The sequence below is a fragment of the Enterobacter sp. R4-368 genome, from assembly GCF_000410515.1.
Lineage (GTDB): Bacteria > Pseudomonadota > Gammaproteobacteria > Enterobacterales > Enterobacteriaceae > Kosakonia.
Genome location: NC_021500.1, coordinates 781,024 through 806,747, shown reverse-complemented (window position 1 = coordinate 806,747; position 25,724 = coordinate 781,024). Strand labels below are relative to the sequence as shown.

Genomic DNA, 25,724 nt, shown 5'->3' with positions numbered 1-25,724 from the left:
CCGTATGGATAACTTTCTTGCTGCAACGCTTGCGGGCGACATCCCGCGAAAAATGTCAGGGGAGTCGGGCGGTATTCACTGGTTGTGGCACGAACAAGGGATTCTGGAGCTGATCCCGAAACAATCCGTCGGGCGATCGCTGGTTATCTCGTGTGCTATCCACGGTAATGAAACCGCGCCGGTGGAGATGCTGGATCTGTTGCTTAAGAATGTCTTTGCGGGCGAACAGCCACTCACCTGGCGGCTGCTGGTGATCCTTGGAAACCCGCAGGCGCTGGCGCAAAACAAGCGATTTTTGCATAACGATCTCAACCGGATGTTTGGTGGCCGCTGGCAGCAGTTGCCGCCCAACGATGAAACAGTGCGCGCCGCCCAGCTTGAACGAGCGGTGACGCATTTCTTTGCGGCGGGCGATGAGGTGCGCTGGCATCTGGATTTACATACCGCGATCCGCGGTTCGCATCATGTGCGCTTTGGCGTGCTGCCACAGCGAGCAGAGCCCTGGGATGAACCGTTTCTGGAATGGCTGGGTGACGCAGGACTGGAGGCGCTGGTGTTTCACCAGGCACCGGGCGGCACCTTTACCCATTACAGCTGTGAGCATTTTAATGCGCTGGCTTGCACACTGGAGCTTGGCAAAGCGTTACCATTTGGTGAAAACGATCTAAGCCAGTTCCAGCGCACGGCCTGGGCGCTGGCGGCGTTACTGGCGGGCGAACCCGCACCGGATACGGAAAACACGCCGCTGCGCTATCGGGTGGTGCAGCAACTGACCCGCCACAGTGAAGAATTTAAACTCTTCATGAGTGCGGATACACTCAATTTTACGGCCTTCAGTGCGGGTACTTTGCTGGCAGAAGATCGCGGCGAGCGGTATGTGGTGCAACATGAACAGGAGTATGTTTTGTTTCCGAATCCGAATGTTGCCATTGGCTTACGTGCCGGACTTATGCTCGAGAAAATTAATTAAACAGCAAGCCCTGTTCACGCAGGGCTTATTTTTATGGTTTTCTTAAATAAATTGCAGAATTATCCTGTTGAAGCGCTTTATTAATAAATCACGTTGATTTAAGATTATCCATAATTCCTTTTTAATCAGTATATTGAATATTTAACTTTCGACTCTTCACGCTTTATCCTTATTTCCTTCACATTTGACGTAAAAATGATATTTACACTTTCATTGTTTTACCGTCGCTCTGATTAATTGACGATAAAGCCAGTAAAGTGATTAGCGTCAACACGGCAACCGCCGTAAGTAAAACCGAAGTAAGGAATAAAATTATGCGTAAATTGACTGCTCTGTTTGTTGCCTCTACCCTGGCTTTTGGCGCTGCAGGTCTGGCTCATGCTGCGGATACCACCGCCGCACCCGCTGACGCGCAACCCATGATGCACCACAAAGGTAAAGGCCCGCACGACATGATGTTCAAAGGTCTGAACCTGACCGATGCGCAGAAACAGCAAGTCCGCGAGATCATGAAAAGCCAGCGCGAAGAAATGAAACGTCCGCCGGTGGAAGAGATGCGCGCAATGCATGACATCATTACCAGCGACAGCTTTGACCGCGCGAAAGCTGAAGCGCAAATCACCAAAATGGAACAGCAGCATAAAGACGTTATGCTGAAACGTATGGAGACGCAGAACAAGATTTACAACATTCTGACCCCGGAACAGAAAAAGCAGTTCAATGCCAATTTTGAGAAGCGTCTGACAGAACATCCGGCAGCGGAAGGTAAAATGCCTCCTGCACCTGCTGAATAATTCAGCGCCCCTCCTTAAGACCGCCGGTTTTGCTCATCGCTTGTTTTACGTGATGGGCAGAACCGGCGGTTTTTTCTTGTTTCCCTCTTGCCAGCCGCTACTGGCGCGGTATCCTCGTTAAACCCCGTTTTTGCGGCGATGTTACTTATCTGAAATTTATGATTTTTTACATGTCTGATTGCGCAGTAGCCTAAGGCAAATCGTGTCGGCTGCCGATAACTCACACATGGCAAAGTAAACAATAACAATGATGCAGGCTGTCCGAAGAGGCAGCGGCGCAGGTGAAGCACCGCGCCCTTCAGGAGTGATGATGGAATTCTTTGATATCCGTAAAATGCCGGTAAATCTCTGGCGTAATGGGGCGGGCGAAACCCGAGAAATTTGCTGTTTTCCGCCCGCAACACGTGATTTTAACTGGCGAGCCAGTATCGCTTCTCTGGCCAGCAACGGTGATTTTCCGCAATTTCCCGGTGTGGATAGAGTAATAACCCTTATTGAAGGCGGCGAAGTGACGCTGAACGGCGGAGGCGCTTTCAGCCACACGCTTAAACACCACCAGCCCTTTACTTTTGCCGGTGAGCAGCCGGTCAGGGCTGAACTTTCAGACGGGCGCATGTCCCTGGATTTTAACGTGATGACGCGCCGCGATCGTTGCCAGGCGAAAGTGCGTATCGCCGATCGCACCTTTACCACTATTGGTACACGCGGCGGCGTTATTTTCGTTCTGAGCGGGGCGTGGCAATTAGGCGATAAATTGTTGACCGCCGATCAGGGCGCCTACTGGCAGGAAGGGCGGCAAACTCTGCGGTTGCTAAAGTCAGAAGGGCAATTACTGTTCAGTGAAATCACCTGGCTGCCCGGCCATTAACCCAGTTCAATGATTTCGTACTCCCCGGAAAGCAGCGGCTTGCAGAGAATTTTGTAGCCGTCATGATCGAAACCCGCCGGTAAACGCAGCAGTTGCGCGGCAGCGGCGGGCTCATCAACTGAACCTAACCATAGCCAGTTGTGAATAATGTGATATTGCGTCATTCCCGCAGCGCTCTCTTTTAGCCCGATTGGGCCGCGCCATGGCCAGCAGACCAGTTGCAGGCGTGCCATCGCAGCAGCTAAGCGTTCATCATGTGCTTCACGCGTCTCTTTGCCGCAACATGCCCCGGCACAGCGCTGTAATGCGGATCGAAAACAAGCCCGGCCGCGACTGAGCGATTCCAGACCCAGCAGCCCGTAGCACAGCTTTTCGTCATCAGCGATCGACTGCAGCGCTTGCAATGCGGCGCGACGGTTGGCAAACAGGCCATACAGATTGGGAGAGGAGGAGAAATCCACCTCTTTGGCATACACCACCTGCGGTTTTTCACCGCTAAGGCGAAGCGAGCAGAGCTGGCGATTACGGCGCAGACGCTTATTAAATAGCGGCTGTTGTTCTTTAATCAGCCGCGCTTCGAGCAACAGCGCGCCAATCTCACCGGCGGTACAAATCCAGGTAATACGCCGCGACTGACGCAGCATCGCCGCTTCATCGGGCGTGCGCAGATGCGACAGCACACGACTGCGGATATTGACGCTTTTACCGATATAAAGCGGCATCGCCTCGCTTTCGCCGTGAAAAATATAGACGCCGGGCTGTTTGGGCATTGCTTCCAGCCACGGACGAAGATGTTCCGGATATTCATAGATTGCCGCCGCTTCGAATTCAAGACGCGGGGCTGATTGACGCCTGACCACAAAAGACTCCTGATACTGTTTACCTATCCAGTATAGCAGCCAATAAGTGCCTAAAAAAGAGGCGGCTTGCGCCGCCTGTAGGTTATTTCTGTTTCCAGAAATCGTCGAATACGGTAATAGGCGGGCGGCGCTTGTGCTCCGTTTTCACATACCAGCCTTCAATGATTTTCGCGATACTGGCGTCCAGCGTTTTCCCTTCCAGATAATCATCGATATTTTCGTAAGTTACGCCCAGTGCGGCTTCATCGGGCAGTGAGGGGCGATCGTCTTCCAGGTCGGCCGTTGGCGCTTTTTTATAAAGATGTTCCGGGCAGCCCAGGTAAGCCAGCAACTGTTTACCCTGGCGTTTGTTCAGGCGGAAAAGCGGGTTGATATCAGTGCCGCCATCGCCATATTTGGTGAAGAAACCGGTCACCGCTTCGGCGGCATGGTCTGTACCAACCACCACGCCTTTCGTCATGCCCGCAATGCTGTATTGCGCTTTCATACGTTCGCGCGCTTTTTCATTGCCGCGCACGAAATCGCTCAGTTCGATGCCTGTGTCACGCAGCGCCTGCTCGCTTGCCAGCACTGAGGCTTTGATATTGACGGTCAGAACGCGATCCGGCTGAATAAACGCGATGGCATCCTGGCAATCCTGTTCATCCGCTTGCTTACCGTAAGGCAGGCGGACGGCGATAAACTGATATGCTTGATTACCCGTTTCCTGGCGCAGTTCGCTGATTGCCATCTGGCTGATTTTCCCGGCCAGCGTGGAGTCCTGGCCACCGCTAATGCCAAGCACCAGCGTTTGCAAAAAAGGATAGGTTTTCAGATAGGTTTTCAGAAAGTCCACGCTGCGGCGAACTTCTTCTTCGGCATTGACCGTGGGCTTCACGCCTAACGCCTGAATAATCTCTTGTTGCAGAGTCATTTACCCCTCCGTTGTGTTGTCCTGCTTTGCAGGGTGCAAATAGATAATAGGGCCAAATTAACCCTTTGGCGGTAAAACGACAAGGATCACAGATTTGAGTGCCGCAATTTACGGCGTTTTAGCAGCTTATCTCACTTTTATTAGATTTCTCCGAAAGTTATACCAATGCCGTCTGTTAGTTGAAAAATGCAATTTTATATTCCAGGCTTAGATAACACGCTGATACACAAGCGGATACAAAAGAGGATGGAATATGAATAAGAACATCGCAGGAATTCTGGGTGCAGCTGCAGTGCTGACTATGCTGGCGGGTTGTACGGCTTACGATCGTGCAAAAGATCAGGTTTCTCAGCCAGTCGTGAAAGATGTGAAAAAAGGCATGAGCCGCCAGCAGGTTATGCAGGTTGCTGGTCGTCCTTCTTCTGAAGTTACAATGATCCACGCGCGCGGCACTTGCCAGACCTATATTCTGGGTCAACGTGACGGCAAAACCGAAACCTATTTCGTTGCGCTGGATGAAACTGGTCATGTCATGAACTCCGGCTACCAGACCTGCGCCGAGTATGATACCGACCCGCAAGCTAAGCAGTAATTTCGGTTTTTAGCCTGAGCAAATACAAAACCGGCCAGTTGGCCGGTTTTTTATGGCTGCAATAACGCTTACGCCGGGATGCTATCGATTTTGCTGATGCGCGACCAGACGCGGTGCGCCGCAAGATGCGTCAGAAAATCATCCATAAAATTCGCCGTGGCGTTATCCGCCTCGACAATACCGTCCTCTCCCTGGTCATCCACATCCAGTAAGCGCTTAAACTGCCGTGCATCACCCGCAAGCGCGATGGTTTTCAGGTGTTTATAGGCTTCCAGCAGATAATATTTCGCGTCGCCATTCTGCAGGATATCGCTGATATCGCCGCCGGGAACAATGACGCCATCTACCGTCAGCGACGGCGATCCGGCGAAGGTGGCGGCAATCGGTAATTCGGAGCCATCATCCGCAGTCACGTTGCCCATTCGCGCATAGAGCAGCTTGCTATGAACGCCTTTGGCTTTCAGCCCCTGCAATACGTTGAGTACATCCGCTGCGCTAACCTTATCATGCAGTAAAACTGCCACCACCCGGCCTTTCACGTTGCCATCCGGGATGGCATAAAGACTCAGCGAAGGATCTTTTTTCAATCCATTCACTTCCGGCGGCGGGGCGATATTTAACTGATCGTCGCTCAGGGTGATACCAAGGTTTTCCGCTACACCTTGCGCCAGATGCACGTCAATGTGCGCCAGGTGATCCACCACACGTTCGCGAATATACGCGCGCACCACTTTGCTCAACTCGAAGCTGAAAGCGTCAATAATATGGCGTTGTTCAAACGGTGTCTGGCTTAACCAGAACAGGCGAGGATGTGCGTAATATTCACCGAATGAGGGGCTGCGTTCGCGGATTTTTTCCCCTTCGACGCGCTCCTGGTAAGTCTCGAAACCACCGCGTTTCGGGCCGGGCGGTGTTTCCCGCGGCCAGTTATCATTGATGGAGTTCGGTTCATAGTTAGCGGGATTGGTGTCAATCTCCATGCGGTGCATGCCGTCGCGCTGCAAATTATGGTACGGACAAGTTGGGCGGTTGATGGGGATTTCATGGAAGTTCGGCCCGCCAAGTCGGCTGATTTGCGTATCGGTATAGGAGAACAGACGCCCCTGCAGTAGCGGGTCATTGGTAAAATCCAGACCGGGCACGATATGCCCTGGGTGGAACGCAGCCTGCTCGTTTTCGGCAAAAAAGTTATCCGGGTTACGGTTTAACACCATTTTTCCGACGCGCTGCACGGGAACCAGTTCTTCGGGAATCAGTTTGGTTGGATCCAGCAGGTCGAAATCAAATTTGAATTCATCCTCTTCCGGGATCAGCTGTAACCCCAGCTCATACTCCGGATAATCGCCAGCTTCAATGGCTTCCCATAACTCGCGACGGTGGAAGTCCGGATCGCGCCCGGTCAGTTTTTGCGATTCGTCCCACACCAGCGATGCCTTGCCTGCCAGCGGTTTCCAGTGGAAGCGCACAAACGTAGCTTTGCCTTCGGCGTTGATCAGGCGAAATGTGTGGATGCCAAAACCTTCCATCGTGCGATAGCTGCGCGGAATGCCGCGATCGGACATCGCCCACATCACGTTATGTAAGGTTTCGGGCTGTAACGACACATAGTCCCAGAAGGTGTCATGCGCGCTTTGACCCTGCGGGATCGCCCAGTGCGGCTCTGGTTTTACCGCATGGACAAAATCGGGGAATTTATGCGCATCCTGGATGAAAAAGACCGGCGTATTGTTGCCAACCAGGTCAAAAATGCCTTCTTCAGTGTAGAACTTGGTGGCAAATCCGCGGATGTCACGAACGGTGTCCGCTGAACCCGCGCCGCCCTGCACGGTAGAAAAACGGACAAATACCGGGGTGATTTTATCCGCATCAGAGAGAAAATCCGCTTTGGTAATATCACTCAGGCTACGATAGGGCTGAAAGTAACCATGTGCCGCCGACCCGCGCGCATGCACGATACGTTCCGGGATGCGTTCATGGTCGAAATGGGTGATTTTCTCCCGCAGGATAAAGTCTTCCAGCAGTGTTGGGCCGCGTTTTCCCGCGCGCAGGGAGTTTTGGTCATCGGCAATACGCACGCCCTGGTTAGTGGTAAGGGGATAATTTTCGCCGCCCTTGCGGTAAGGCTCCAGCGCGTTCAGCTTGTCATTCGACGTGTCCGGCGCTTTCATGCTCCCCGGCGCGGTCGGTTGCTCGCCAGGTGCTGTGGGACACGGGGAAGGGCGGTGCGAATTGTCCTCAGGGGCCAGGGAGTCCAGCCCTGGGCGGGATTCGTTAGCGTCATGAACCGGGGCGTGATGATGAGGGTCTTTCTCGTTGTGCGACATTGAACTCGTCTCCTGTTTTCATTGCTGAAAAATGGTCGATGTTTCCTTAAAACCCTTCTAACTATAGAACAACGTGCTGCGTTAACCTGGTTAATCAGGAGGCAGCAAGGAAGTGAAAAATCAGAGAAAGTGGTGCCAGGCGCGACGTACAGGCTCACAATCGGCTATGATAGGTCTTTAATGTTTGAAGAATTTGTCTGTAGAACGCATCGCTTATGAAATCTTATCGTCAACAAAACCGAGCCATTATCAGCTATGTCCCGCGTGTCGAACCGGCTCCCCCCGATCACGCCTCAAAAGTGGATGGCTATCGTGATGTCTGGTTGCTGCGTGGCAAGTATGTGGCGTTTGTGTTGATGGGGGAAAAGTTTCGCCGCTCGCCGATCTTTAGTGTCCCGGAAGCCGCGCAGCGCTGGGCGCTGCAAATGCGCCAGGAAGGCGAGATAGAAGAAGAGTAAACAAAACCGCCTGACATTGCAGGCGGTTTTCATTGTCAATCAATGCCCCAGGGAGCGAGTGGCATTATTTATTTCTTGCCGGGTGATTAACGGTGCGCCAGTTCGGCGTCCTCTTCACTGTCCAGTACCGCTTTATCGGTCTGTTTCAGCCACTGGCTGGTTAACGTACCGGCGGTCATGGAACCACTGACGTTCAGGGCGGTACGGCCCATATCGATAAGCGGTTCAACAGAGATAAGCAGCGCCACCAGCGTTACCGGCAGGCCCAGCGCAGGCAGCACGATAAGCGCGGCAAAAGTCGCACCGCCACCAACGCCTGCTACGCCTGCGGAACTCACGGTGACAATCCCTACCAGAGTGGCAATCCACAGCGGATCCAGCGGGTTGATGCCAACGGTCGGGGCTACCATCACTGCCAGCATCGCCGGGTAAAGCCCCGCACAGCCGTTCTGCCCAATGGTTGCACCAAAAGAGGCGGAGAAGCTGGCGATGGATTCCGGTACGCCCAGACGACGCGTTTGCGCTTCCACGTTCAGCGGAATGGATGCAGCGCTGGAGCGGCTGGTGAAGGCAAATGTCAGTACCGGCCATACTTTACGGAAGAATTTCAGCGGGCTAACGCCGTTCACGCCAAGCAGCAGACCGTGCACTACAAACATAATGCCCAGGCCAAGGTAAGAGGCGATAACGAAGCTGCCCAGCTTGATGATGTCCTGAATGTTAGAACCGGCGACAACTTTGGTCATCAGCGCCAGCACGCCATACGGTGTCAGTTGCATCACAAGGCGTACCAGTTTCATCACCCAGCTTTGCAGCGTATCGATAGCGGTCAGAACGCGCTGGCCTTTCGGCGCATCATCTTTCAGCAGCTTCAGTGCCGCAACGCCAAGGAAAGCAGCGAAGATAACGATGCTGATAATTGAGGTTGGGTTTGCGCCGGTCAGGTCGGCAAACGGGTTTTTCGGTACGAAAGAGAGCAGCAATTGCGGCACGGTGAGATCGGCCACTTTGCCGACATAGTTGCTCTGAATAGCATTCAAACGCGCAGTTTCTGCCGTTCCCTGCACCAGTCCTTCCGCCGTCAAACCGAACAGATTGGTCACCAGTACACCCACCAGCGCAGCGATAAGCGTGGTGAACAACAATGTACCGATGGTCAGAAAACTGATTTTGCCCAGTTGTGACGCGTTATGCAGCCGCGCAACGGCGCTCAAAATTGAGGCGAAAACCAGCGGCATGACAATCATTTGCAGCAACTGAACATAGCCATTGCCGACGACGTTGAACCACTGGATGGAATCTTTCAGTACCGGGTTATCAGAACCATAGATTGCCTGCAGCGCGAGACCAAAGATCACGCCAAGGCCTAAACCGACCAGTACTTTTTTTGCCAGGCTCCACTGTTTGTGACGCGCCTGCGCCAGCAAAAACAGCAGTGCCACGAACACTACAACGTTCGCGATGAGTGGAAAATTCATTCCCGTTCTCCTGATATCATTATTCGGTCGGCCTTCTCGGCCGCTCCTGTTGCGCAAGGTTAGCAGAAGTGCCGAAACGGGCTTATATCCAAATGGAATGGGTTATATCAAAAGCCTTAGAAATGCCGGTTTAATGTTCAGATTGCTGATGAATAAAGCGATTAAACTGATCTTGCAGCGACGTTATCATGTGCGATGACCAGCGGACTGCTCCGTTTTCGGGCAATGTTTGCGGCATCCATACCGCATATGTAAAGAGCGCCATACATAATACGCGCTCCAGTTGATTCCCTTTTTGCGGCACCAGCAGCGGCAGACGAAAGCGCCAGCGGCAGGGCCAGAGCAGCGGTACACCCGCAGGAGTAAGCATGTCCGCCAGAATATGGCTGAGATAACCCACCACCATTCCCTGTAACGCATCGGCGGGCACTATCCAGCTTTCCGGCACTTTTAAATAAAAGAGCGTCAGTGCCAGAAAAACCGCCAGCAGGCTATGCGTAAATCCGCGATGCCCGAAAGCGCGGGCGACAGGTTTTGATATCCACTTCAGACGCTGCCCGAGAAAGGATTTGGGATGGTCGATATCCGGCAGCAGGCAGGTGAGAATAGCGGACGGGACAATATGCCACCAGTCACCCTGGGCGAGGACGGGCGTTAACTCAGCGTTTTTGGAAAACACCGCGCAAGCAATGGAAAAAAGCAGGTGTCCTTCCGCCGTCATGGTCAAACTCACTCAACTGTCGATGCATACAGTATAGGATGTTTGTACAGTAGGCGGAAGAGGTGACGGTGTAACTCTTTGTCACAATCCTGCGCGCTTAACGCGCCAGCCAGCCACCATCGACGGCAAGGGTGTAACCATTAATATAATCCGCCGCTTTTGAGGCCAGAAACACCGCAGCGCCTTTCAGATCTTCTGGTTCTCCCCAGCGTCCGGCCGGGATACGTTCAAGGATCTCCTGGCTGCGTTCCGCATCTTCGCGCAATTGCTGCGTATTATTGGTCGCCATATAGCCGGGTGCTATCGCGTTCACGTTAATCTGATGGGGCGCCCATTCGTTTGCCAGTAAACGTGTCAGCCCCATGACCCCGCTCTTGGACGCCGTATATGAAGGCACGCGGATACCGCCCTGGTACGAGAGCATCGAGGCGATGTTAATGATTTTTCCGCCATTACCCTGAGCGATAAATTGCCGTGCCACCGCCTGAGAGAGAAAAAAGACCGTTTTCAGGTTCAGGTTCATCACGTCATCCCAGTCTTGCTCACTGAAATCAATGGCATCGCAGCGGCGGATCGTGCCCGCGTTATTCACCAGAATGTTGATGTGCCCAAATGTCGCAACGGCTTGCTTAACCACCTCCTCAAGACCCTGCTGGTGGCGAAGATCTGCCTGAATTGCATGGAAACGGCGTCCTAAGGCCTGCACGCGGGAGGCGGTTTCCTGCGGCACTTTGCGGCCAACACCGACAATATCGCAGCCCGCTTCCGCAAGCCCTAATGCCATTCCCTGGCCCAGCCCGGTGTCGCACCCGGTGACGATAGCCACTTTACCCGCAAGCTTAAAGGCTTCCAGTATCATATTTACTCCGGCGTTATAAATTGTTGTCTGGGCATCTGCGCCTGAAGATCAGGATAGAAGGTGGACAGCGAAAACACAAATAAAAATGAAATGCCGTTTCAAAAATGAGAGGTGATGGGGCGATCGGTATCACCCCAGAGGAGAAATTAACCGAGCAGATGTGTGAGGGTAAGCTGTTCGAGACTTTCGAGTTTCACGTTAGCAAGCACATAACGCGGGTCCGTGCGATGTTCGGCATCCGGCACAACGATGGAACGCATCCGCGCCGCTTTGCTGGCAATCATGCCGTTAACCGAATCTTCCAGCGCTACACATGTGAGCGGGTCTACGCCCAGTTTTGCCGCACAGTCCAGATAAACCTGCGGGTGCGGCTTGCTGTAGGGTAACTTTTCCGCGGAGGCGAGTGCGTCGAAACTGTCGCGTAGATCGAACATAGTCAGCACTTTTTTCAGCATATGCAGCGGCGACGCGGATGCCAGCCCTACTGCCAGTCCGCTGTTTTTACACAGCGCGACGGCTTCACGTACGCCAGGCAGCAACGGGCGCTCTTCCTCAACAAGGGAGATGGCGCGCTGAATGATGCGTTCGGTGACTTCCTGACGGCCCGGACCATTCCACGGCTGCTGGGCATACCACATTTCAACCACCATATCGATGCGCAGGCCAAGCGTATCCGGTAACTCATTGCGCCTTGAAATGTCGACGCCAAGGCTTGCCACAACCTCGAGTTCGGCGCGATCCCAGAGCGGTTCAGAGTCAATCAGTAATCCATCCATATCAAAAATGGCAGCAAGAATTTGTCGCGGGGCAGACATAACACCTCTCTATTCAAGGATTTTGCAGGGATAAAAGCGAAATTATGTTTAAGCATTCATCATACTGCCTTTAAAGATCAGGCGAAAATGGTTATCAGCAGGTAGACTAAGGCGCAAACAGTGCGTCACTTACAAGGGGAATCCATGACGTATCAACAAGCTGGACGCATCGCCGTACTGAAACGCGTTCTGGGTTGGGTGATTTTTATTCCAGCCGTCATTTCGACCATTATTTCTGTACTGAAGTTTATGTACGATCACAGCGAAAAACAGCCGGGCATCAATGCCGTGATGCTTGATTTCGCCCATGTAATCATCGAGATGATGCGTTTTAACACGCCATTCCTGAATCTTTTTTGGTACAACTCGCCAACACCTGATTTCCACCAAAGTCTGAACATCATGTTCTGGGTTATCTATGTACTGATCTTTGTCGGGCTGGCGCTGCAGGCGTCCGGTGCGCGCATGAGCCGCCAGGCGCGTTTTCTGCGTGAAGGTGTGGAAAATCAGATGATCCTCGAGAAAGCCAAAGGACCGGAAGGGTTAACGCGTGAGCAGATTGAAGCACGCATTGTGGTGCCACATCACACCATCTTTCTGCAAATTTTCCCGCTCTATGTATTACCGGTGATAATCATTGTTGCAGGCTATTTCTTCTTTACGCTGCTCGGTTTTCTGTAACACCTCAAACCCGAGGCGTTGCGCCCCGGGTCTGAGCACAACACTCACGCCGCCAGCACGCGATCCAGCGCTTTTTGCGCATTCACCAGATGTTCGCCACCGAATAAGATTGCCCGATTAAACAAAGTGTAAAGCTGGTAAAGGGGTTGGCGATCGAGGAAATCTGGAGGAAGCGGGGAGATGGACTGGTAACCGTCATAGATTTGCGGCGGCTGGTCCGGGTGCAGCGGCAGCATCGCCAGGTCACACTCACGGTCGCCCCAGTAGCAAGCCGGGTCGTAGATGTAAGGACCGTCAGGCCCAAGGGCGCAATTGGCCGACCAAAGATCGCCATGCAATAACGAGGGTTGCGGCTGGTGAGAACTCAGCCGTTGCTGAACGTGTTCGACAATCGCGTCGATATTACCAAACTCCAGCCCTCTTTCCGCCGCCAGTTCTAACTGCCAGCCAATGCGCTGCTCGGCAAAAAACGTTGACCAGCGGCGCTGCCAGGCGTTGGGCTGCGGCGTGGTGGAAAGATCGTTGTCGAAATCGAGGCCAAACTGCGGCTGATCGCTCCACTGGTGCAGGCGCGCTAACTGCTGACCCAGCAGGAACGCGCTGTGCGCATCAAGCGGGCGGGCAGGAAGATACTCCATAACCAGAAAGCTGTAGTCGCGGTCACTTCCCACCGCCCAAACCGCAGGGACACGCACGGTATTACTGCGTGCCAGCAGGGCGAGTTGGTCGGCTTCGGCCGTAAAAATGGGGAGCAGTGCGCGATCATCACACTTTACGAAGAGATCGCGCCCGGCGTAGCGTACGTGCCACGCGGCATGGATTTCGCCACCGGGCAGTTCGTCGCGTTGTTCAATTTCACCTTCACCCAGTTGTTCGCTTAACAGACCACTTATCGCTTGCCACATGATGTCTCTCCCATGTAATCAGCCAGATCATAAGGTTAGCGCACTACAGCTGTTGAAAAATCCGACTTAACGCACGCCCGGCATACGCAACGGTGGAAAGGCACTTAATGTTCCTGTTTCTGGAACGCCTCCCAGGTGGTGACAGTGATTTCCGTCTCTTCGTCCACGGCGCTTTCAGCAAGCCCACTTGCCAGCGCATGAACCTCTTTTTCATTAAGCGCACTGATGAAACCGAACGTATTGGTGCCAAGATCGTGTACGTTGCCGTTATCATCCGTCATCGTGAGGAGAAAGCCGGCACGTGTAAAGTGGTTATTGATCTCATTGATGTCTGTCAGCGTCTGGTCATGAAATTTGACCTCAACTACGTAGCGGGTGATGCCATCGCTGCCCATCTTTCACCTCGTTGTTATCTTGATGTTTTTTTAGCATAGACGGCGAGTGACATTTGTCGACCACCGCGGAGATATTTGATATTTCCCCTTCCAGCCGGAAGGGGAGGTACGTCAGGCATGGCGCAAATAGTCGTAGATCTTTTGCGTGTCTTCCTGCGCGCACAAACGAGTACCCTGGTTGATGGTGGCTGCACTCCCGGCGGCGACGCCGAAACGCACCATGTCATCAAAAGGCGCATCTTGTGCAAGTTTGAGCGTCATTGCGCCAACCATGCTGTCGCCAGCGCCCACCGTGCTTTGGCTTTTCATCGGCGGCGGTACGACCTGAACACAGTTTTCAGCATCCACGCCCAGCGCTCCCTGCGGGCCAAGGGAGACGACCACGCGCAAGGCTTTGCCCGCCTGAACGATCTCCTGCGCGGCTTTGCGCACATCATCAGGCTGGGTAAGCTCTCTGCCGACCAGCGCGCTCAACTCCTTCTGGTTGGGTTTTACCAGCTCGATATTACCAATTGCGAGCGCTGCGGTTAGTGCCTCGCCCGAGCTATCGACAATGCAACGAATTCCCTGTTTTTGCGCGGACTTAACTAACTGTGTCAGCTTTTCAACCTCGATACCCGGAGGCAGACTGCCACTTATCACCAAAATCGCGCCGCGCTCAATAGTCAGGACTTTCTCTTCAATCTGGCGAAACTCGTCTTCATTCAATGCGGCACCAGGCATAACAAACCGGTATTGCTCACCGCTGGACTCGACATGAACGTGCAGGTTCTGCCGCGTCCAGTCTTGTGTGGCTACGGTTACGGTCGATCGGCCAGTAATGCGGTGAGATGTTCACCCGTTGCGCCGCCAGTGGGAAATATTGCCGTTGCTTTACCGCCCAGATGGGCAATCGCGCGTGCAACATTAATGCCGCCGCCGCCAGGCTCAAAAACGGGTGCTGTACAACGCAGTTTACCTTCGGGATAAATTTGTGGCGTTAGCGTCGCACTATCAAGCGAAGGCGCCAGCGTAAGGGTGTATATAGCTGCCATGTTGACCTCCTTTTTCTCAGACTGATGTAAGCCTGGCACTGTTAAGGCAGAAGGGAAAGGAATTAAGGGCATGATTTCAAAATGATATTGATTTAATGCGCAGCAGTTATTAATAACCTTTTTTGCTGTTTTGAGATCCCTCTTATTCAAAAAATCAAATAAGATTTCATTGATCTGTTTAAGCGGCCTTTTTATAATTTGTTACCTTTCTTTGGACCGCTGGTCATTGATCCTAATGAAAGTTTCCGGGACCGTGTTGGTCTCTTTTTTTGCTGTTCGGACTCTAAATAAATGAAGCTTTTGAAGACAGTACCCGTGCTTGTGATGGCGGCGGGTGTGTTTGTATCAATGCACGCGTTTGCAGATGATACCGTTTTTACTGTCATGGATGATCCCTCTACCGCTAAAGCGCCGTTTGAAGGCGGTGTAAACGGTGGTTATCTGGCTCAGTCCGGCAATACAAAGAGTTCCTCTTTGACTGCTGATTCCACCTTGACCTGGTACGGCGAGACTACCGCCTGGTCTTTGTGGGGCAACGCCAGCAATACATCGTCAAATGATGTGCGTTCGTCTGAAAAATACGCAGTAGGTGGCCGTAGCCGTTATAACATGACGGATTACGATTACCTGTTTGGCCAGGCGAGCTGGTTAACTGACCGCTATAACGGCTATAGCGATCGCGACGTGCTGACTGCTGGTTATGGTCGTCAGTTCCTGAATGGTCCGGTTCACAGCCTGCGCTTTGAATTCGGTCCTGGTGTTCGTTATGACAAGTACACCGACGGCAACACGAAAACGACTGGGCTCGGTTATGCTTCCGGCACCTACGCCTGGCAGATGACTGATACCACGAAATTCACGCAGGGTGTTTCCGTATTTGGTGCGGACGATACCACCGTGAACTCTGAAACAGCGCTGAACGTAGCGATTAACGCGCACTTTGCTCTGAAAGTTGCGTATAACCTGACCTGGAACTCCCAGCCACCATCAACGGCGCCGGACCATACCGATCGCAGAACGACGGTAACGTTAGGCTATAAAATGTAATTTGTTGGGCCGAAAATATCGGCCCATCTTTTATTTGTTAATTTGTGCTCTTTTCATTCTACTATTCCTTTTTCAATTTCGCTTAAGTATTCCTTTCTCTTCATAATTTACTCACAATTAATATTTGGGTTACACATTCAGTTTATTTGACACGAATAGATAAATAAATTGACTGTGCAAAAGTGTGATCCAGATCTACACTAACAACACGGGCAAAAAAAGCCCAGCCAGTTAATGTTGTTATTCAAGTATGAGAATTTAATTATGAAAAAAATCAAAACCGCTGCGGTCGCCGTCGTGCTTTCTGCACTCTCTTTTGGCGTTTTCGCGGCTCAGCCTGCAGTAACTGCCAGCCAGACTAACACTAACATCACCAACATTGAAGCGGGTTCCAATATGGTTCCGGTGTCTCATTCAACGCAGGGTTCAAATGACAATGCGTTTAACGCACATACCCTGGTTGCGGGCAAGTGGAACTAAATACGTTTTCAGTTAATTCATTAACTTTAAAAAAACCGGATTTAGTCGTACCGGTTTTTTGTATTTGTGCGGCAATGCGGATTTTGTAAGATAAGGTTATTTCGCTGCGGGCGAAAAATGATTTTGTTATTAAGTGCTGTTATTAAATGAAGTGAAAATACAATGTTAGCTACGAAGAAGCGCCAGAATATTTTCTGCAGACTGGTTAGCGACTTTTAGCACCATATCCTGGCTCTGCTGTAATATCTGCGCTTTTGCCATCTTACTGACTTCCAGCGCGTAATCCGCATCTTCAATCCGGCTCTTCGCCGCTTGTGTTGCAACATTTTGCTGTGCCAGTACCGATTTATTCGATTCAAAACGATTGATATACGCGCCATATTGCGCGCGCCAGCCGCTTACTTTCTCGAGTGCTTTGTCAAGCGCACCCATTGCGACACCTGCTGAGGCCGCCGTTTGCAAGGATGTCGCGTTTAAACCCAGTGATTTCACATCAGCCGGAGTGGCAGGCATGGTTACGGATTGGATATCATCCCCAACGTTCGCGCTGGTTACGACCTCCCACGGGCGACTCTGCTTCGGCGGTTCCGCCGGCGTTATTGTTGGTTTTGGCAGAGTTCCCCAGGTTAAGTTGCTGGTAAAAGAGCCACTGCCGACGATCATTACCACCAAGTCTTCCGTAACGTTATCGATCTTTACGCGCTCAAGTCGGTTTGAACCGTTGCTACCATCATTGTAAGCATTGCCCGGTTCGTAACGGTCACCATCTCCGCTGTAAGCAATAGCCATACCGTTGTAATTCAGCGTTTCGCTACCGTTTAGCGCCCAGGCTGCGCCGCCATCAATCAGTAAAGAATCGTCGTAGGTAGCGCCATGCGCAAAACCGTTGGCTTCGGTCAGAACCCGGCTGGTCGCTTTCGCGGAATCCGTGATGCCACGACTTTTCCATGTATAGTCCGGGGCTGCGCCGTTAATTGGTGTACCGGCCAGATGCTTACCATCGCGCGTGAATAACTGGATGTCATCATCCAGGCCCAGTGAATCAATGGTAATAGCAATATTCGTCGAACCGGCAGGGATGTAGGCCAGTGAGACAATGCCTGAACTGAACGAATAATTGGTACCCTGAACCGGAAACTTGACGTTTAACGGCGGCACATCACCAATCAACTCCGGTGGCAGTTCGGGTGAATCAGTAGCCAACGGGTAGCGTCCAAAAATCTCGGTACCCTCTGAGATTGACTGAATATTGTTAAGAATATTTTGATATTCGTTCTGAATGCTTTGCCGGTCATTCTCCGAGAGGGTGCTATTTCCTGACTGTATGGCCAGGCTTTTCGCCCGGATCAGAAGTTCGCTAACAGTGCTCAAACTGCCATCGGCGGTCTGTGCCATACTGATAGCATCATCAAGACCACGTGATACCACGCTATCCGCACTGGCGTTAGAGCGCATGCGATTAGCGATAGACTGCCCGGCAGCATCTTCCTTCGCGCCATTAATGCGCAACCCCGATGACAGACGTTCAATACTTTCCTGAAGCGAAGAAGACGTTTTTTTTCGGGTAGTGAGGTTCAGCCCGATAAACTCATTATGATTGATTGCCTGCATTACCGTCATTAATTCATTCAGACCGCTAATGAATTAATCATCGGCAAAGGAATGAGTAACTTTAAGGTAAATTCGCGGGAAAATTTAACTTTGTGCAAGTGCCTGAAAATAGATGGTGTGCAGAAAAAGGCCTGTTGCGTTACCTCTTCACGCTGCCAGGGGATAGAGGCAGTGTACAGTTGTTGCTAACAATATGCTTTACTGACTCTTTTACAGATGTAAGCCGCATTCTTCGTGAGCCAGGCTGCTTATCAAAACCATCGCCACCGGAGGTGAAATGGGAACATCAAAAGACGAAGCGTTATATGACGAGATGTGCCGTGTAGTGGGGAAAGTCGTGCTGGAGATGCGCGATCTCGGACAAGAACCTAAACATATTGTGATTGCCGGGGTGATCAGAACTATGTTGGCCAATACAAAAATTAAGCGTTCCGGGCTAACGCAAGAAGCGATGGAAACCGTGATCCGCGCTTTAGGTTACAACGCCTGAAAAAGCAGGCTGGATATGATAAAGAAAGGCACGTGCGTGCCTTTCTGAACAGTCATACCTGGTCAAGGAAGGTGGCGTTATTGACGCCGTTTCTTGTAACGGCCCGGAAGGGAGCGGGATGACTTCATGCTGTGGTGCTTATAAAACGAAAAAATAATGATCGCGAGAAGCGCGAAAATAATAACGAAGTAAAGGATTACCATGCTTTATCAGTAGGTTAGGTGTTAACGGGTAGCCAAATAAACGGCTTGAGATACCGCTATGTCAAGAATTTGGTAAAAATTCAGACAATCCTTAGGTCGGGTGGTTGTTTTTGAAACGTTTTCTGTGCGGAGTTTTGAAACTGCAATAAAGCCGCACTCTTGAGCTGAGTCACACTAATCCTTTCAACCCCCTGCGCAAATGTGTACTATTGCCGGGTACTTAACAGCGGCAGGTAAGGGTATCAGGTAGCAGTTGATCTCTACGCTGTACAGATTCCGCAGAGTGAAGCGAGAAAACTTATCGTCGCGGCTGTTATATCTTTGATCTCTCATTTTGTATGTGCTCTTTCGTGCGGGGCACCACTGCAAATTAAGGAAATGAAATGCCTGTAATTACTCTTCCTGATGGCAGCCAACGCCATTACGACCACGCTGTAAGCCCAATGGATGTTGCGCTGGATATCGGTCCGGGACTGGCGAAAGCCTGTATCGCTGGCCGCGTCAACGGTGAACTGGTAGATGCATGCGATGTGATTGACAGCGATGCCAAACTTGCCATCATCACCGCAAAAGATGAGGACGGACTGGAAATCATTCGCCACTCCTGCGCGCATCTGTTAGGTCACGCGATTAAGCAACTTTGGCCCAACACCAAAATGGCTATTGGTCCGGTTATTGATAACGGTTTCTACTATGACGTTGATCTTGACCATACGCTGACCCAGGAAGATATCGACGCGCTCGAAAAGCGTATGCATGAGCTCGCCGAAACAAACTACGATGTCATCAAGCAGAAAGTAAGCTGGAAAGAGGCGCGTGAAACATTTGTTAAACGCGGCGAAAGCTATAAAGTTTCGATCCTTGATGAGAATATTGCCCATGATGACAAGCCTGGCTTGTATCATCATCAGGAATATGTCGACATGTGCCGTGGTCCGCACGTGCCGAACATGCGTTTCTGCCATCACTTCAAATTGATGAAAACAGCGGGTGCCTACTGGCGCGGTGACAGCAATAATAAAATGCTGCAGCGTATCTATGGTACCGCGTGGGCAGATAAAAAAGCGCTGAACGCTTATCTGCAACGTCTGGAAGAAGCGGCAAAACGCGATCACCGTAAAATCGGGAAACAGCTCGATCTGTATCACATGCAGGAAGAAGCGCCGGGTATGGTGTTCTGGCATAACGATGGCTGGACTATCTTCCGCGAACTGGAAACTTTCGTACGTTCTAAACTGAAAGAGTACCAGTATCAGGAAGTGAAAGGCCCGTTCATGATGGACCGTGTGCTGTGGGAAAAAACCGGCCACTGGGACAACTACAAAGATGCCATGTTTACGACGTCTTCTGAGAACCGTGAATATTGCATCAAGCCGATGAACTGCCCGGGTCACGTTCAGATCTTTAACCAGGGCTTAAAATCCTACCGCGACCTGCCGTTACGTATGGCAGAGTTCGGTAGTTGCCATCGTAACGAGCCGTCAGGCGCTCTGCATGGCTTAATGCGTGTACGCGGCTTCACTCAGGATGACGCTCACATCTTCTGTACAGAAGAGCAGGTGCGCGATGAAGTGAACGCTTGTATCCGTTTAGTCTACGATATGTACAGCACCTTTGGCTTCGAGAAGATCGTCGTCAAACTCTCCACTCGTCCGGAAAAACGTATCGGTAGCGACGAGATGTGGGATCGTGCTGAGGCGGACCTGGCTGTGGCGCTGGAAGAGAATAATATCCCGTTTGAGTATCAACTGGGTGAAGGCGCATTCTACGGTCCGAAAATTGAATTTACCCTGTATGACTGCCTCGATCGTGCATGGCAGTGCGGTACTGTCCAGCTGGACTTCTCCTTGCCGTCTCGTCTGAATGCCTCTTATGTTGGCGAAAGTAACGAGCGACAAGTCCCGGTGATGATTCACCGTGCAATTCTTGGTTCTCTGGAGCGCTTTATCGGCATCCTGACTGAGGAATTTGCGGGCTTCTTCCCAACCTGGCTTGCCCCTGTGCAAGTAGTTGTGATGAACATCACTGATTCGCAGGCTGAATACGTTAACGAATTGACCCGTAAACTGCAAAATGCGGGCATTCGTGTAAAAGCAGACTTGAGAAACGAGAAGATTGGCTTTAAAATCCGCGAGCACACTTTACGTCGTGTCCCTTATATGCTGGTTTGTGGTGACAAAGAGGTTGAAGCCGGCAAAGTAGCTGTGCGTACCCGTCGCGGTAAAGACCTGGGTAGCCTGGACGTAAATGATGTTATCGAGAAGCTGCAACAAGAGATTCGCAGCCGCAGTCTTCAACAACTGGAGGAATAAGGTATTAAAGGCGGAAAACGAGTTCAAACGGCGCGTCCCAATCGTATTAATGGCGAGATTCGCGCCACGGAAGTTCGCTTAACAGGTCTGGAAGGCGAGCAGCTTGGTATTGTGAGTCTCAGAGAAGCTCTGGAAAAAGCTGAAGAAGCCGGGGTCGATTTAGTCGAAATTAGCCCTAACGCCGAGCCGCCCGTTTGCCGTATAATGGATTACGGCAAGTTCCTCTATGAAAAGAGCAAATCTTCTAAGGAACAGAAGAAGAAGCAAAAAGTTATTCAGGTTAAGGAAATCAAATTCCGACCTGGTACAGATGAAGGCGACTATCAGGTAAAACTCCGCAGCCTGATTCGCTTTCTCGAAGAGGGCGATAAGGCCAAAATCACGCTGCGTTTCCGCGGTCGTGAGATGGCCCACCAACAGATCGGTATGGAAGTGCTTAATCGCGTGAAAGAAGATCTGGTTGAACTGGCAGTAGTCGAATCCTTCCCAACGAAGATCGAAGGCCGCCAGATGATCATGGTGCTTGCTCCGAAGAAGAAACAGTAAGGCCATCAAGTAATTAAACCTGTGGGCCACAAGCTCACGGGTTTAGTTCGCCTTTGTTTCGTTTATTAACAATGCGAAGTGGAAGTTAAAAAATGCCAAAAATTAAGACCGTACGCGGTGCTGCTAAGCGCTTCAAAAAAACCGGTAAAGGTGGATTTAAGCATAAGCACGCTAACCTGCGTCATATTCTGACCAAAAAAGCTACCAAGCGTAAACGTCACCTGCGTCCGAAAGCCATGGTTTCTAAAGGCGATCTGGGCCTGGTAATCGCGTGCCTGCCGTACGCATAAGTCGTTAACCTTTTAACTTTTTTAAGAATATAGATACAGGAGAGAGCATATGGCTCGCGTAAAACGTGGTGTGATTGCACGTGCACGTCATAAGAAAATTTTGAAACAAGCTAAAGGTTACTACGGCGCGCGTTCACGCGTTTACCGTGTTGCCTTCCAGGCTGTTATCAAAGCTGGTCAGTACGCTTATCGTGACCGTCGTCAGAAAAAGCGTCAGTTCCGTCAACTGTGGATTGCACGTATCAACGCAGCAGCACGTCAGAACGGTATTTCTTACAGCAAATTCATCAACGGCCTGAAAAAAGCCTCTGTTGAAATCGACCGTAAGATCCTGGCTGACATCGCAGTATTCGACAAAGTGGCATTTACTGCCCTGGTTGAAAAAGCGAAAGCAGCTCTGGCGTAAGCCAGTTTAAGAGAGGGAGCTTAGCTCCCTCTTTTGCTTTAACATTATCAATGCATTGACATTTTGCCGTGATGCGTTTTCAATAAGCCATCACCGCCACTTACCCTGTTAAGGTAACGCAAGCATGAATGCTGCTATTTTCCGCTTCTTTTTTTACTTTAGCACCTGAATCCGGGAGGCTAGCGCGTGAAAGAAGAAACGGAAAACAGCGCCAGAAAGCCTCCCTTGTGGAGGCTTTTTTTGTATCTGCCGCTTGTAAATATCGTCATATAACGAGGAAAACCATGTCACATCTCGCAGAGCTGGTTGCCAGTGCGAAGGCAGCCATTAACGATGCTTCAGATGTCGCCGCGCTGGACAACGTACGCGTCGAATACCTGGGCAAGAAAGGGCACCTGACCCTTCAGATGACCACCCTGCGTGAGCTGCCGCCAGAAGAGCGCCCGGCTGCGGGTGCGGTGATCAACGAAGCGAAAGAGCAAGTGCAGCAAGCGCTGAACGCGCGTAAATCGGATCTTGAAAATGCTGCATTAAATGCACGCCTGGCTGCCGAAACTATTGATGTATCGCTGCCGGGGCGTCGAGTAGAGAATGGCGGTTTGCATCCGGTGACCCGCACAATCGACCGCATCGAAAGCTTCTTTGGTGAGCTTGGCTTTACTGTCGCCACGGGTCCGGAAATCGAAGATGATTATCATAACTTCGATGCGTTGAACATCCCGGGCCACCACCCGGCGCGTGCTGATCACGACACCTTCTGGTTTGACGCAACCCGTCTGTTGCGTACCCAGACTTCAGGCGTACAGATCCGCACGATGGAAAATCAGCAGCCGCCGATCCGCATTATTGCGCCGGGCCGCGTATATCGTAACGACTACGACCAGACGCACACTCCGATGTTCCATCAGATGGAAGGGCTCATTGTTGATAAAAATATCAGCTTCACCAATCTGAAAGGCACGCTGCACGACTTCCTGCGTAACTTCTTTGAAGAAGATTTGCAGATCCGCTTCCGTCCATCCTATTTCCCCTTTACTGAGCCCTCAGCGGAAGTGGATGTCATGGGTAAAAACGGCAAATGGCTGGAGGTACTTGGCTGCGGGATGGTGCATCCGAACGTACTGCGTAACGTCGGGATTGATCCGGAAGTTTACTCAGGTTTTGCATTCGGTATGGGGATGGAGCGCCTGACAATGCTCCGTTACGGTGTCACCGACTTGCGCGCGTTCTTCGAAAACGATTTGCGTTTCCTCAAACAGTTTAAATAAAGGCAGGCAAAATAATGAAATTCAGTGAACTGTGGTTACGCGAATGGGTTAATCCAGCCATTGATAGCGAAGCGCTGTCCGGGCAAATCACCATGGCGGGCCTCGAGGTCGATGGGGTTGAACCGGTTGCCGGTGCATTTCATGGCGTGGTTGTGGGCGAAGTGATGGAGTGCGCTCAGCACCCGAACGCTGACAAACTGCGCGTAACGAAAGTAAACGTGGGCGGTGAGCGCCTGCTGGACATCGTCTGTGGCGCGCCAAACTGTCGCCTTGGGCTCAAAGTCGCGGTCGCCACTGTCGGTGCGGTACTGCCGGGCGATTTCAAAATCAAAGCGGCAAAACTGCGTGGCGAGCCGTCGGAAGGCATGCTCTGTTCTTTCTCCGAGCTGGGTATTTCTGACGATCATTCCGGCATTATTGAACTGCCTGCAGATGCGCCGATCGGCACCGATATCCGTGAATATTTAAAACTGGATGACAACACCATCGAAATCAGCGTGACGCCGAACCGTGCCGATTGCCTCGGGATCATCGGTGTGGCGCGTGATGTTGCGGTGCTCAACAAATCTCCGCTGACCGAGCCGGATATCGCACCTGTTGCCGCTACCATCGCCGATACGCTGCCAATTACTGTGGAAGCGGCAGAGGCCTGTCCGCGCTACCTTGGCCGTGTAGTGAAAGGGATTAACGTCAAAGCGCCAACTCCGCTGTGGATGAAAGAGAAGCTGCGCCGTTGCGGCATTCGCTCGATTGACGCCGTTGTGGACGTCACCAACTACGTGCTACTGGAACTGGGGCAGCCGATGCATGCGTTTGACCGCGACCGCCTGGATGGCGGCATTGTGGTGCGTATGGCGAAAGAGGGCGAAACCCTGGTGCTGCTGGACGGTAATGAAGCCAAACTGAATGCAGACACGCTGGTGATTGCCGACCATAGCAAAGCGCTGGCAATGGGCGGTATCTTCGGTGGTGAGCACTCTGGTGTAAACAGCGAAACGCAGAACGTGCTGCTGGAATGTGCTTTCTTCAACCCGCTGTCCATTACCGGCCGCGCGCGCCGTCACGGTTTGCATACTGATGCTTCTCATCGTTATGAGCGTGGTGTCGATCCGCAACTGCAATACAAAGCGATGGAACGCGCCACGCGTCTGCTGCTTGATATCTGTGGTGGTGAAGCCGGCCCGGTAATTGATGTCACGAACGACGCCACGCTGCCGAAACGTGCGACTATCCGTTTGCGCCGTAGCAAGCTGGATCGCCTGATTGGCCACCATATTGCCGACGATCAGGTCAGCGATATTCTGAACCGTCTGGGCTGCGAAGTGACTGAAGGACAGGATGAGTGGCTGGCGGTAGCCCCGAGCTGGCGTTTCGACATGGAAATCGAAGAAGATCTGGTCGAAGAAGTTGCTCGCGTTTATGGCTACAACAATATTCCTGATGAGCCGGTGCAGGCTGGCCTGATTATGGGTGAGCACCGCGAAGCGAACCTGTCGATGAAGCGTGTTAAAACCATGCTTAACGATAAAGGCTACCAGGAAGTCATTACTTACAGCTTTGTCGATCCGAAACTGCAGCAACTGATTCATCCGGGTGAGGAAGCACTCATCCTGCCAAGCCCAATTTCCAGCGAGATGTCGGCGATGCGCCTCTCTCTGTGGACCGGTTTGCTCGGCACTATCGTTTATAACCAGAACCGTCAGCAGAGCCGTGTGCGTATTTTCGAAACCGGCCTGCGCTTTGTGCCTGATACGCAAGCTAATCTAGGCATCCGTCAGGATGTGATGCTGGCGGGCGCGATTTGCGGCAACCGTTATGACGAGCATTGGGATCTGGTGAAAGGAAGCGTCGATTTCTTCGATTTAAAAGGCGACCTTGAGTCCGTGCTGGAACTTACAGGTAAACTTTCCGCCATTGAGTTTCGCGCGGAAACGAATCCTGCACTGCACCCAGGCCAATCTGCAGCGATTTATCTGAAAGATAAGCGCATTGGTTTTATTGGGGTTGTTCACCCGGAACTGGAACGTAAGCTTGATCTGAACGGCCGCACACTGGTATTTGAACTGGAGTGGAATGCGCTTGCAGACCGCGTGGTTCCTCAGGCTCAGGAGATTTCGCGCTTCCCTGCGAACCGTCGTGATATCGCTGTCGTGGTCGCAGAAAATGTGCCTGCAGCAGATGTTTTGGGCGAATGTAAGAAAGTTGGCGTAAATCAGGTAGTTGGCGTAAACTTATTTGACGTGTACCGCGGTAAGGGTGTAGCGGAAGGGTATAAGAGCCTTGCCATTAGCCTGATCCTTCAGGATACCAGCCGTACACTCGAAGAAGAGGAGATTGCCGCTACCGTTGCCAGATGTGTAGAGGCATTAAAAGAGCGATTCCAGGCATCATTGAGGGATTGAAC

The 25,724-nt window shown here is 51.7% G+C and carries 26 protein-coding genes, 1 pseudogene and 1 other annotated feature; of the genes and pseudogenes, 16 read left to right on the top strand and 11 right to left on the bottom strand.

The window, feature by feature from the left end; translation table 11 throughout:
- The first annotated feature begins 4 nt into the window (after positions 1 to 4).
- From astE to ves, 3 genes are all read left to right on the top strand, one after another.
- Positions 5 to 970, top strand: a complete 966-nt coding sequence (gene astE / locus H650_RS03650) for a succinylglutamate desuccinylase (protein WP_020454006.1) — start codon at positions 5 to 7, stop codon at positions 968 to 970.
- A 314-nt stretch (positions 971 to 1,284) separates the two neighbouring features.
- Positions 1,285 to 1,764 (top strand): ATP-independent periplasmic protein-refolding chaperone Spy, encoded by a 480-nt coding sequence (gene spy, locus H650_RS03645; protein WP_020454005.1) that lies wholly within the window; start codon positions 1,285 to 1,287, stop codon positions 1,762 to 1,764.
- A 310-nt stretch (positions 1,765 to 2,074) separates the two neighbouring features.
- A complete protein-coding gene (gene ves, locus H650_RS03640) occupies positions 2,075 to 2,632 on the top strand; it encodes an environmental stress-induced protein Ves (RefSeq protein ID WP_020454004.1) in 558 nt (185 codons plus the stop codon).
- On the opposite strand, the gene cho is transcribed toward ves, so the two are convergent.
- Positions 2,629 to 3,492, bottom strand: coding sequence for an excinuclease Cho (cho, locus tag H650_RS03635; RefSeq protein ID WP_020454003.1), 864 nt, complete (start codon positions 3,490 to 3,492; stop codon positions 2,629 to 2,631). The genes ves and cho overlap by 4 nt on opposite strands.
- Positions 3,493 to 3,574: 82 nt before the next feature.
- Entirely contained in the window at positions 3,575 to 4,405 is an 831-nt protein-coding gene (gene nadE / locus H650_RS03630) for an NAD(+) synthase (protein WP_020454002.1), read from the bottom strand.
- 253 nt (positions 4,406 to 4,658) lie between these two features.
- On the opposite strand from nadE, the gene osmE reads away from it, so the two are divergent.
- Positions 4,659 to 4,997 (top strand): osmotically-inducible lipoprotein OsmE, encoded by a 339-nt coding sequence (gene osmE / locus H650_RS03625; RefSeq protein WP_017456537.1) that lies wholly within the window; start codon positions 4,659 to 4,661, stop codon positions 4,995 to 4,997.
- 68 nt (positions 4,998 to 5,065) lie between these two features.
- Here the strand turns inward: osmE and katE are convergent, their stop codons facing one another.
- Entirely contained in the window at positions 5,066 to 7,321 is a 2,256-nt protein-coding gene (katE, locus tag H650_RS03620) for a catalase HPII (protein ID WP_044489381.1), read from the bottom strand.
- A gap of 215 nt (positions 7,322 to 7,536) precedes the next feature.
- Here katE and cedA point away from each other — a divergent pair, with 215 nt between their 5' ends.
- Positions 7,537 to 7,779, top strand: a complete 243-nt coding sequence (gene cedA, locus H650_RS03615) for a cell division activator CedA (RefSeq protein ID WP_017456539.1) — start codon at positions 7,537 to 7,539, stop codon at positions 7,777 to 7,779.
- An 86-nt stretch (positions 7,780 to 7,865) separates the two neighbouring features.
- Here cedA and H650_RS03610 read toward each other — a convergent pair whose 3' ends face one another.
- The 4 genes from H650_RS03610 to hxpB form a co-directional block, all read right to left on the bottom strand.
- Positions 7,866 to 9,257, bottom strand: coding sequence for an L-cystine transporter (locus tag H650_RS03610; protein WP_020454000.1), 1,392 nt, complete (start codon positions 9,255 to 9,257; stop codon positions 7,866 to 7,868).
- Between the two features lie 130 nt (positions 9,258 to 9,387).
- Entirely contained in the window at positions 9,388 to 9,978 is a 591-nt protein-coding gene (locus H650_RS03605) for a metal-dependent hydrolase (protein ID WP_020453999.1), read from the bottom strand.
- A 97-nt stretch (positions 9,979 to 10,075) separates the two neighbouring features.
- Positions 10,076 to 10,837, bottom strand: coding sequence for a 2-dehydro-3-deoxy-D-gluconate 5-dehydrogenase KduD (kduD, locus tag H650_RS03600; RefSeq protein WP_020453998.1), 762 nt, complete (start codon positions 10,835 to 10,837; stop codon positions 10,076 to 10,078).
- 146 nt (positions 10,838 to 10,983) lie between these two features.
- The gene (gene hxpB / locus H650_RS03595) at positions 10,984 to 11,652 is read right to left on the bottom strand and encodes a hexitol phosphatase HxpB (RefSeq protein ID WP_020453997.1); all 669 of its coding nucleotides are present in this window, start codon (positions 11,650 to 11,652) and stop codon (positions 10,984 to 10,986) included.
- Positions 11,653 to 11,796: 144 nt separating this feature from the next.
- On the opposite strand from hxpB, the gene H650_RS03590 reads away from it, so the two are divergent.
- Entirely contained in the window at positions 11,797 to 12,333 is a 537-nt protein-coding gene (locus H650_RS03590; protein ID WP_020453996.1) for a YniB family protein, read from the top strand.
- A 44-nt stretch (positions 12,334 to 12,377) separates the two neighbouring features.
- Here H650_RS03590 and H650_RS03585 read toward each other — a convergent pair whose 3' ends face one another.
- The 3 genes and pseudogenes from H650_RS03585 to pfkB form a co-directional block, all read right to left on the bottom strand.
- Complete coding sequence (locus tag H650_RS03585) at positions 12,378 to 13,238, bottom strand: fructosamine kinase family protein (RefSeq protein ID WP_020453995.1); 861 nt, start codon at positions 13,236 to 13,238, stop codon at positions 12,378 to 12,380.
- Between the two features lie 104 nt (positions 13,239 to 13,342).
- Positions 13,343 to 13,633 (bottom strand): type V toxin-antitoxin system endoribonuclease antitoxin GhoS, encoded by a 291-nt coding sequence (gene ghoS / locus H650_RS03580; protein ID WP_020453994.1) that lies wholly within the window; start codon positions 13,631 to 13,633, stop codon positions 13,343 to 13,345.
- Positions 13,634 to 13,744: 111 nt separating this feature from the next.
- Positions 13,745 to 14,667, bottom strand: a pseudogene (gene pfkB, locus H650_RS03575) (6-phosphofructokinase II).
- A 291-nt stretch (positions 14,668 to 14,958) separates the two neighbouring features.
- Between pfkB and H650_RS03570 the strand changes: the two are divergent.
- Together H650_RS03570 and H650_RS03565 are read left to right on the top strand one after the other, a co-directional pair.
- Positions 14,959 to 15,714, top strand: a complete 756-nt coding sequence (locus H650_RS03570) for a DUF481 domain-containing protein (RefSeq protein WP_044489379.1) — start codon at positions 14,959 to 14,961, stop codon at positions 15,712 to 15,714.
- Positions 15,715 to 15,978: 264 nt separating this feature from the next.
- A complete protein-coding gene (locus H650_RS03565; RefSeq protein ID WP_044489670.1) occupies positions 15,979 to 16,194 on the top strand; it encodes a YdgH/BhsA/McbA family protein in 216 nt (71 codons plus the stop codon).
- A gap of 165 nt (positions 16,195 to 16,359) precedes the next feature.
- Here H650_RS03565 and H650_RS03560 read toward each other — a convergent pair whose 3' ends face one another.
- Positions 16,360 to 17,805 carry a flagellin N-terminal helical domain-containing protein gene (locus H650_RS03560; protein ID WP_044489669.1) on the bottom strand — a complete coding sequence of 482 codons (1,446 nt, stop codon included), beginning with the start codon at positions 17,803 to 17,805 and terminating at the stop codon, positions 16,360 to 16,362.
- A 277-nt stretch (positions 17,806 to 18,082) separates the two neighbouring features.
- On the opposite strand from H650_RS03560, the gene fumD reads away from it, so the two are divergent.
- From fumD to pheT, 8 genes are all read left to right on the top strand, one after another.
- Entirely contained in the window at positions 18,083 to 18,295 is a 213-nt protein-coding gene (fumD, locus tag H650_RS03555) for a fumarate hydratase FumD (RefSeq protein ID WP_020453990.1), read from the top strand.
- Positions 18,296 to 18,881: 586 nt separating this feature from the next.
- On the top strand, positions 18,882 to 20,810 hold the full coding sequence (gene thrS / locus H650_RS03550) for a threonine--tRNA ligase (protein WP_017456552.1): 1,929 nt from the start codon (positions 18,882 to 18,884) through the stop codon (positions 20,808 to 20,810).
- A 3-nt stretch (positions 20,811 to 20,813) separates the two neighbouring features.
- Positions 20,814 to 21,356, top strand: coding sequence for a translation initiation factor IF-3 (infC, locus tag H650_RS03545; protein ID WP_071908164.1), 543 nt, complete (start codon positions 20,814 to 20,816; stop codon positions 21,354 to 21,356).
- 92 nt (positions 21,357 to 21,448) lie between these two features.
- Positions 21,449 to 21,646 (top strand): 50S ribosomal protein L35, encoded by a 198-nt coding sequence (gene rpmI, locus H650_RS03540; RefSeq protein WP_001124225.1) that lies wholly within the window; start codon positions 21,449 to 21,451, stop codon positions 21,644 to 21,646.
- 49 nt (positions 21,647 to 21,695) lie between these two features.
- Positions 21,696 to 22,052, top strand: coding sequence for a 50S ribosomal protein L20 (rplT, locus tag H650_RS03535; protein ID WP_013366084.1), 357 nt, complete (start codon positions 21,696 to 21,698; stop codon positions 22,050 to 22,052).
- 119 nt (positions 22,053 to 22,171) lie between these two features.
- Positions 22,172 to 22,296, top strand: a sequence feature (Phe leader region).
- Positions 22,177 to 22,221 carry a pheST operon leader peptide PheM gene (gene pheM / locus H650_RS25135; protein ID WP_001386830.1) on the top strand — a complete coding sequence of 15 codons (45 nt, stop codon included), beginning with the start codon at positions 22,177 to 22,179 and terminating at the stop codon, positions 22,219 to 22,221. Its footprint overlaps the feature before it by 45 nt.
- A 40-nt stretch (positions 22,297 to 22,336) precedes the next feature.
- Positions 22,337 to 23,320 carry a phenylalanine--tRNA ligase subunit alpha gene (pheS, locus tag H650_RS03530; protein ID WP_007374647.1) on the top strand — a complete coding sequence of 328 codons (984 nt, stop codon included), beginning with the start codon at positions 22,337 to 22,339 and terminating at the stop codon, positions 23,318 to 23,320.
- Positions 23,321 to 23,334: 14 nt separating this feature from the next.
- The gene (gene pheT, locus H650_RS03525) at positions 23,335 to 25,722 is read left to right on the top strand and encodes a phenylalanine--tRNA ligase subunit beta (protein ID WP_016496337.1); all 2,388 of its coding nucleotides are present in this window, start codon (positions 23,335 to 23,337) and stop codon (positions 25,720 to 25,722) included.
- Positions 25,723 to 25,724 lie beyond the last annotated feature (2 nt).

Coding starts and splice junctions, on each gene's coding strand:
- nadE (WP_020454002.1), bottom strand. CDS start 4,405: ATGACTCTGCAACAAGAGATTATTCAGGCGTTAGGCGTGAAGCCCACG.
- pheS (WP_007374647.1), top strand. CDS start 22,337: ATGTCACATCTCGCAGAGCTGGTTGCCAGTGCGAAGGCAGCCATTAAC.
- rpmI (WP_001124225.1), top strand. CDS start 21,449: ATGCCAAAAATTAAGACCGTACGCGGTGCTGCTAAGCGCTTCAAAAAA.
- rplT (WP_013366084.1), top strand. CDS start 21,696: ATGGCTCGCGTAAAACGTGGTGTGATTGCACGTGCACGTCATAAGAAA.
- H650_RS03610 (WP_020454000.1), bottom strand. CDS start 9,257: ATGAATTTTCCACTCATCGCGAACGTTGTAGTGTTCGTGGCACTGCTG.
- H650_RS03605 (WP_020453999.1), bottom strand. CDS start 9,978: ATGACGGCGGAAGGACACCTGCTTTTTTCCATTGCTTGCGCGGTGTTT.
- kduD (WP_020453998.1), bottom strand. CDS start 10,837: ATGATACTGGAAGCCTTTAAGCTTGCGGGTAAAGTGGCTATCGTCACC.
- H650_RS03585 (WP_020453995.1), bottom strand. CDS start 13,238: ATGTGGCAAGCGATAAGTGGTCTGTTAAGCGAACAACTGGGTGAAGGT.
- spy (WP_020454005.1), top strand. CDS start 1,285: ATGCGTAAATTGACTGCTCTGTTTGTTGCCTCTACCCTGGCTTTTGGC.
- H650_RS03590 (WP_020453996.1), top strand. CDS start 11,797: ATGACGTATCAACAAGCTGGACGCATCGCCGTACTGAAACGCGTTCTG.
- hxpB (WP_020453997.1), bottom strand. CDS start 11,652: ATGTCTGCCCCGCGACAAATTCTTGCTGCCATTTTTGATATGGATGGA.
- pheT (WP_016496337.1), top strand. CDS start 23,335: ATGAAATTCAGTGAACTGTGGTTACGCGAATGGGTTAATCCAGCCATT.
- osmE (WP_017456537.1), top strand. CDS start 4,659: ATGAATAAGAACATCGCAGGAATTCTGGGTGCAGCTGCAGTGCTGACT.
- astE (WP_020454006.1), top strand. CDS start 5: ATGGATAACTTTCTTGCTGCAACGCTTGCGGGCGACATCCCGCGAAAA.
- fumD (WP_020453990.1), top strand. CDS start 18,083: ATGGGAACATCAAAAGACGAAGCGTTATATGACGAGATGTGCCGTGTA.
- H650_RS03565 (WP_044489670.1), top strand. CDS start 15,979: ATGAAAAAAATCAAAACCGCTGCGGTCGCCGTCGTGCTTTCTGCACTC.
- H650_RS03560 (WP_044489669.1), bottom strand. CDS start 17,805: ATGCAGGCAATCAATCATAATGAGTTTATCGGGCTGAACCTCACTACC.
- thrS (WP_017456552.1), top strand. CDS start 18,882: ATGCCTGTAATTACTCTTCCTGATGGCAGCCAACGCCATTACGACCAC.
- H650_RS03570 (WP_044489379.1), top strand. CDS start 14,959: ATGAAGCTTTTGAAGACAGTACCCGTGCTTGTGATGGCGGCGGGTGTG.
- cedA (WP_017456539.1), top strand. CDS start 7,537: ATGAAATCTTATCGTCAACAAAACCGAGCCATTATCAGCTATGTCCCG.
- ghoS (WP_020453994.1), bottom strand. CDS start 13,633: ATGGGCAGCGATGGCATCACCCGCTACGTAGTTGAGGTCAAATTTCAT.
- ves (WP_020454004.1), top strand. CDS start 2,075: ATGGAATTCTTTGATATCCGTAAAATGCCGGTAAATCTCTGGCGTAAT.
- katE (WP_044489381.1), bottom strand. CDS start 7,321: ATGTCGCACAACGAGAAAGACCCTCATCATCACGCCCCGGTTCATGAC.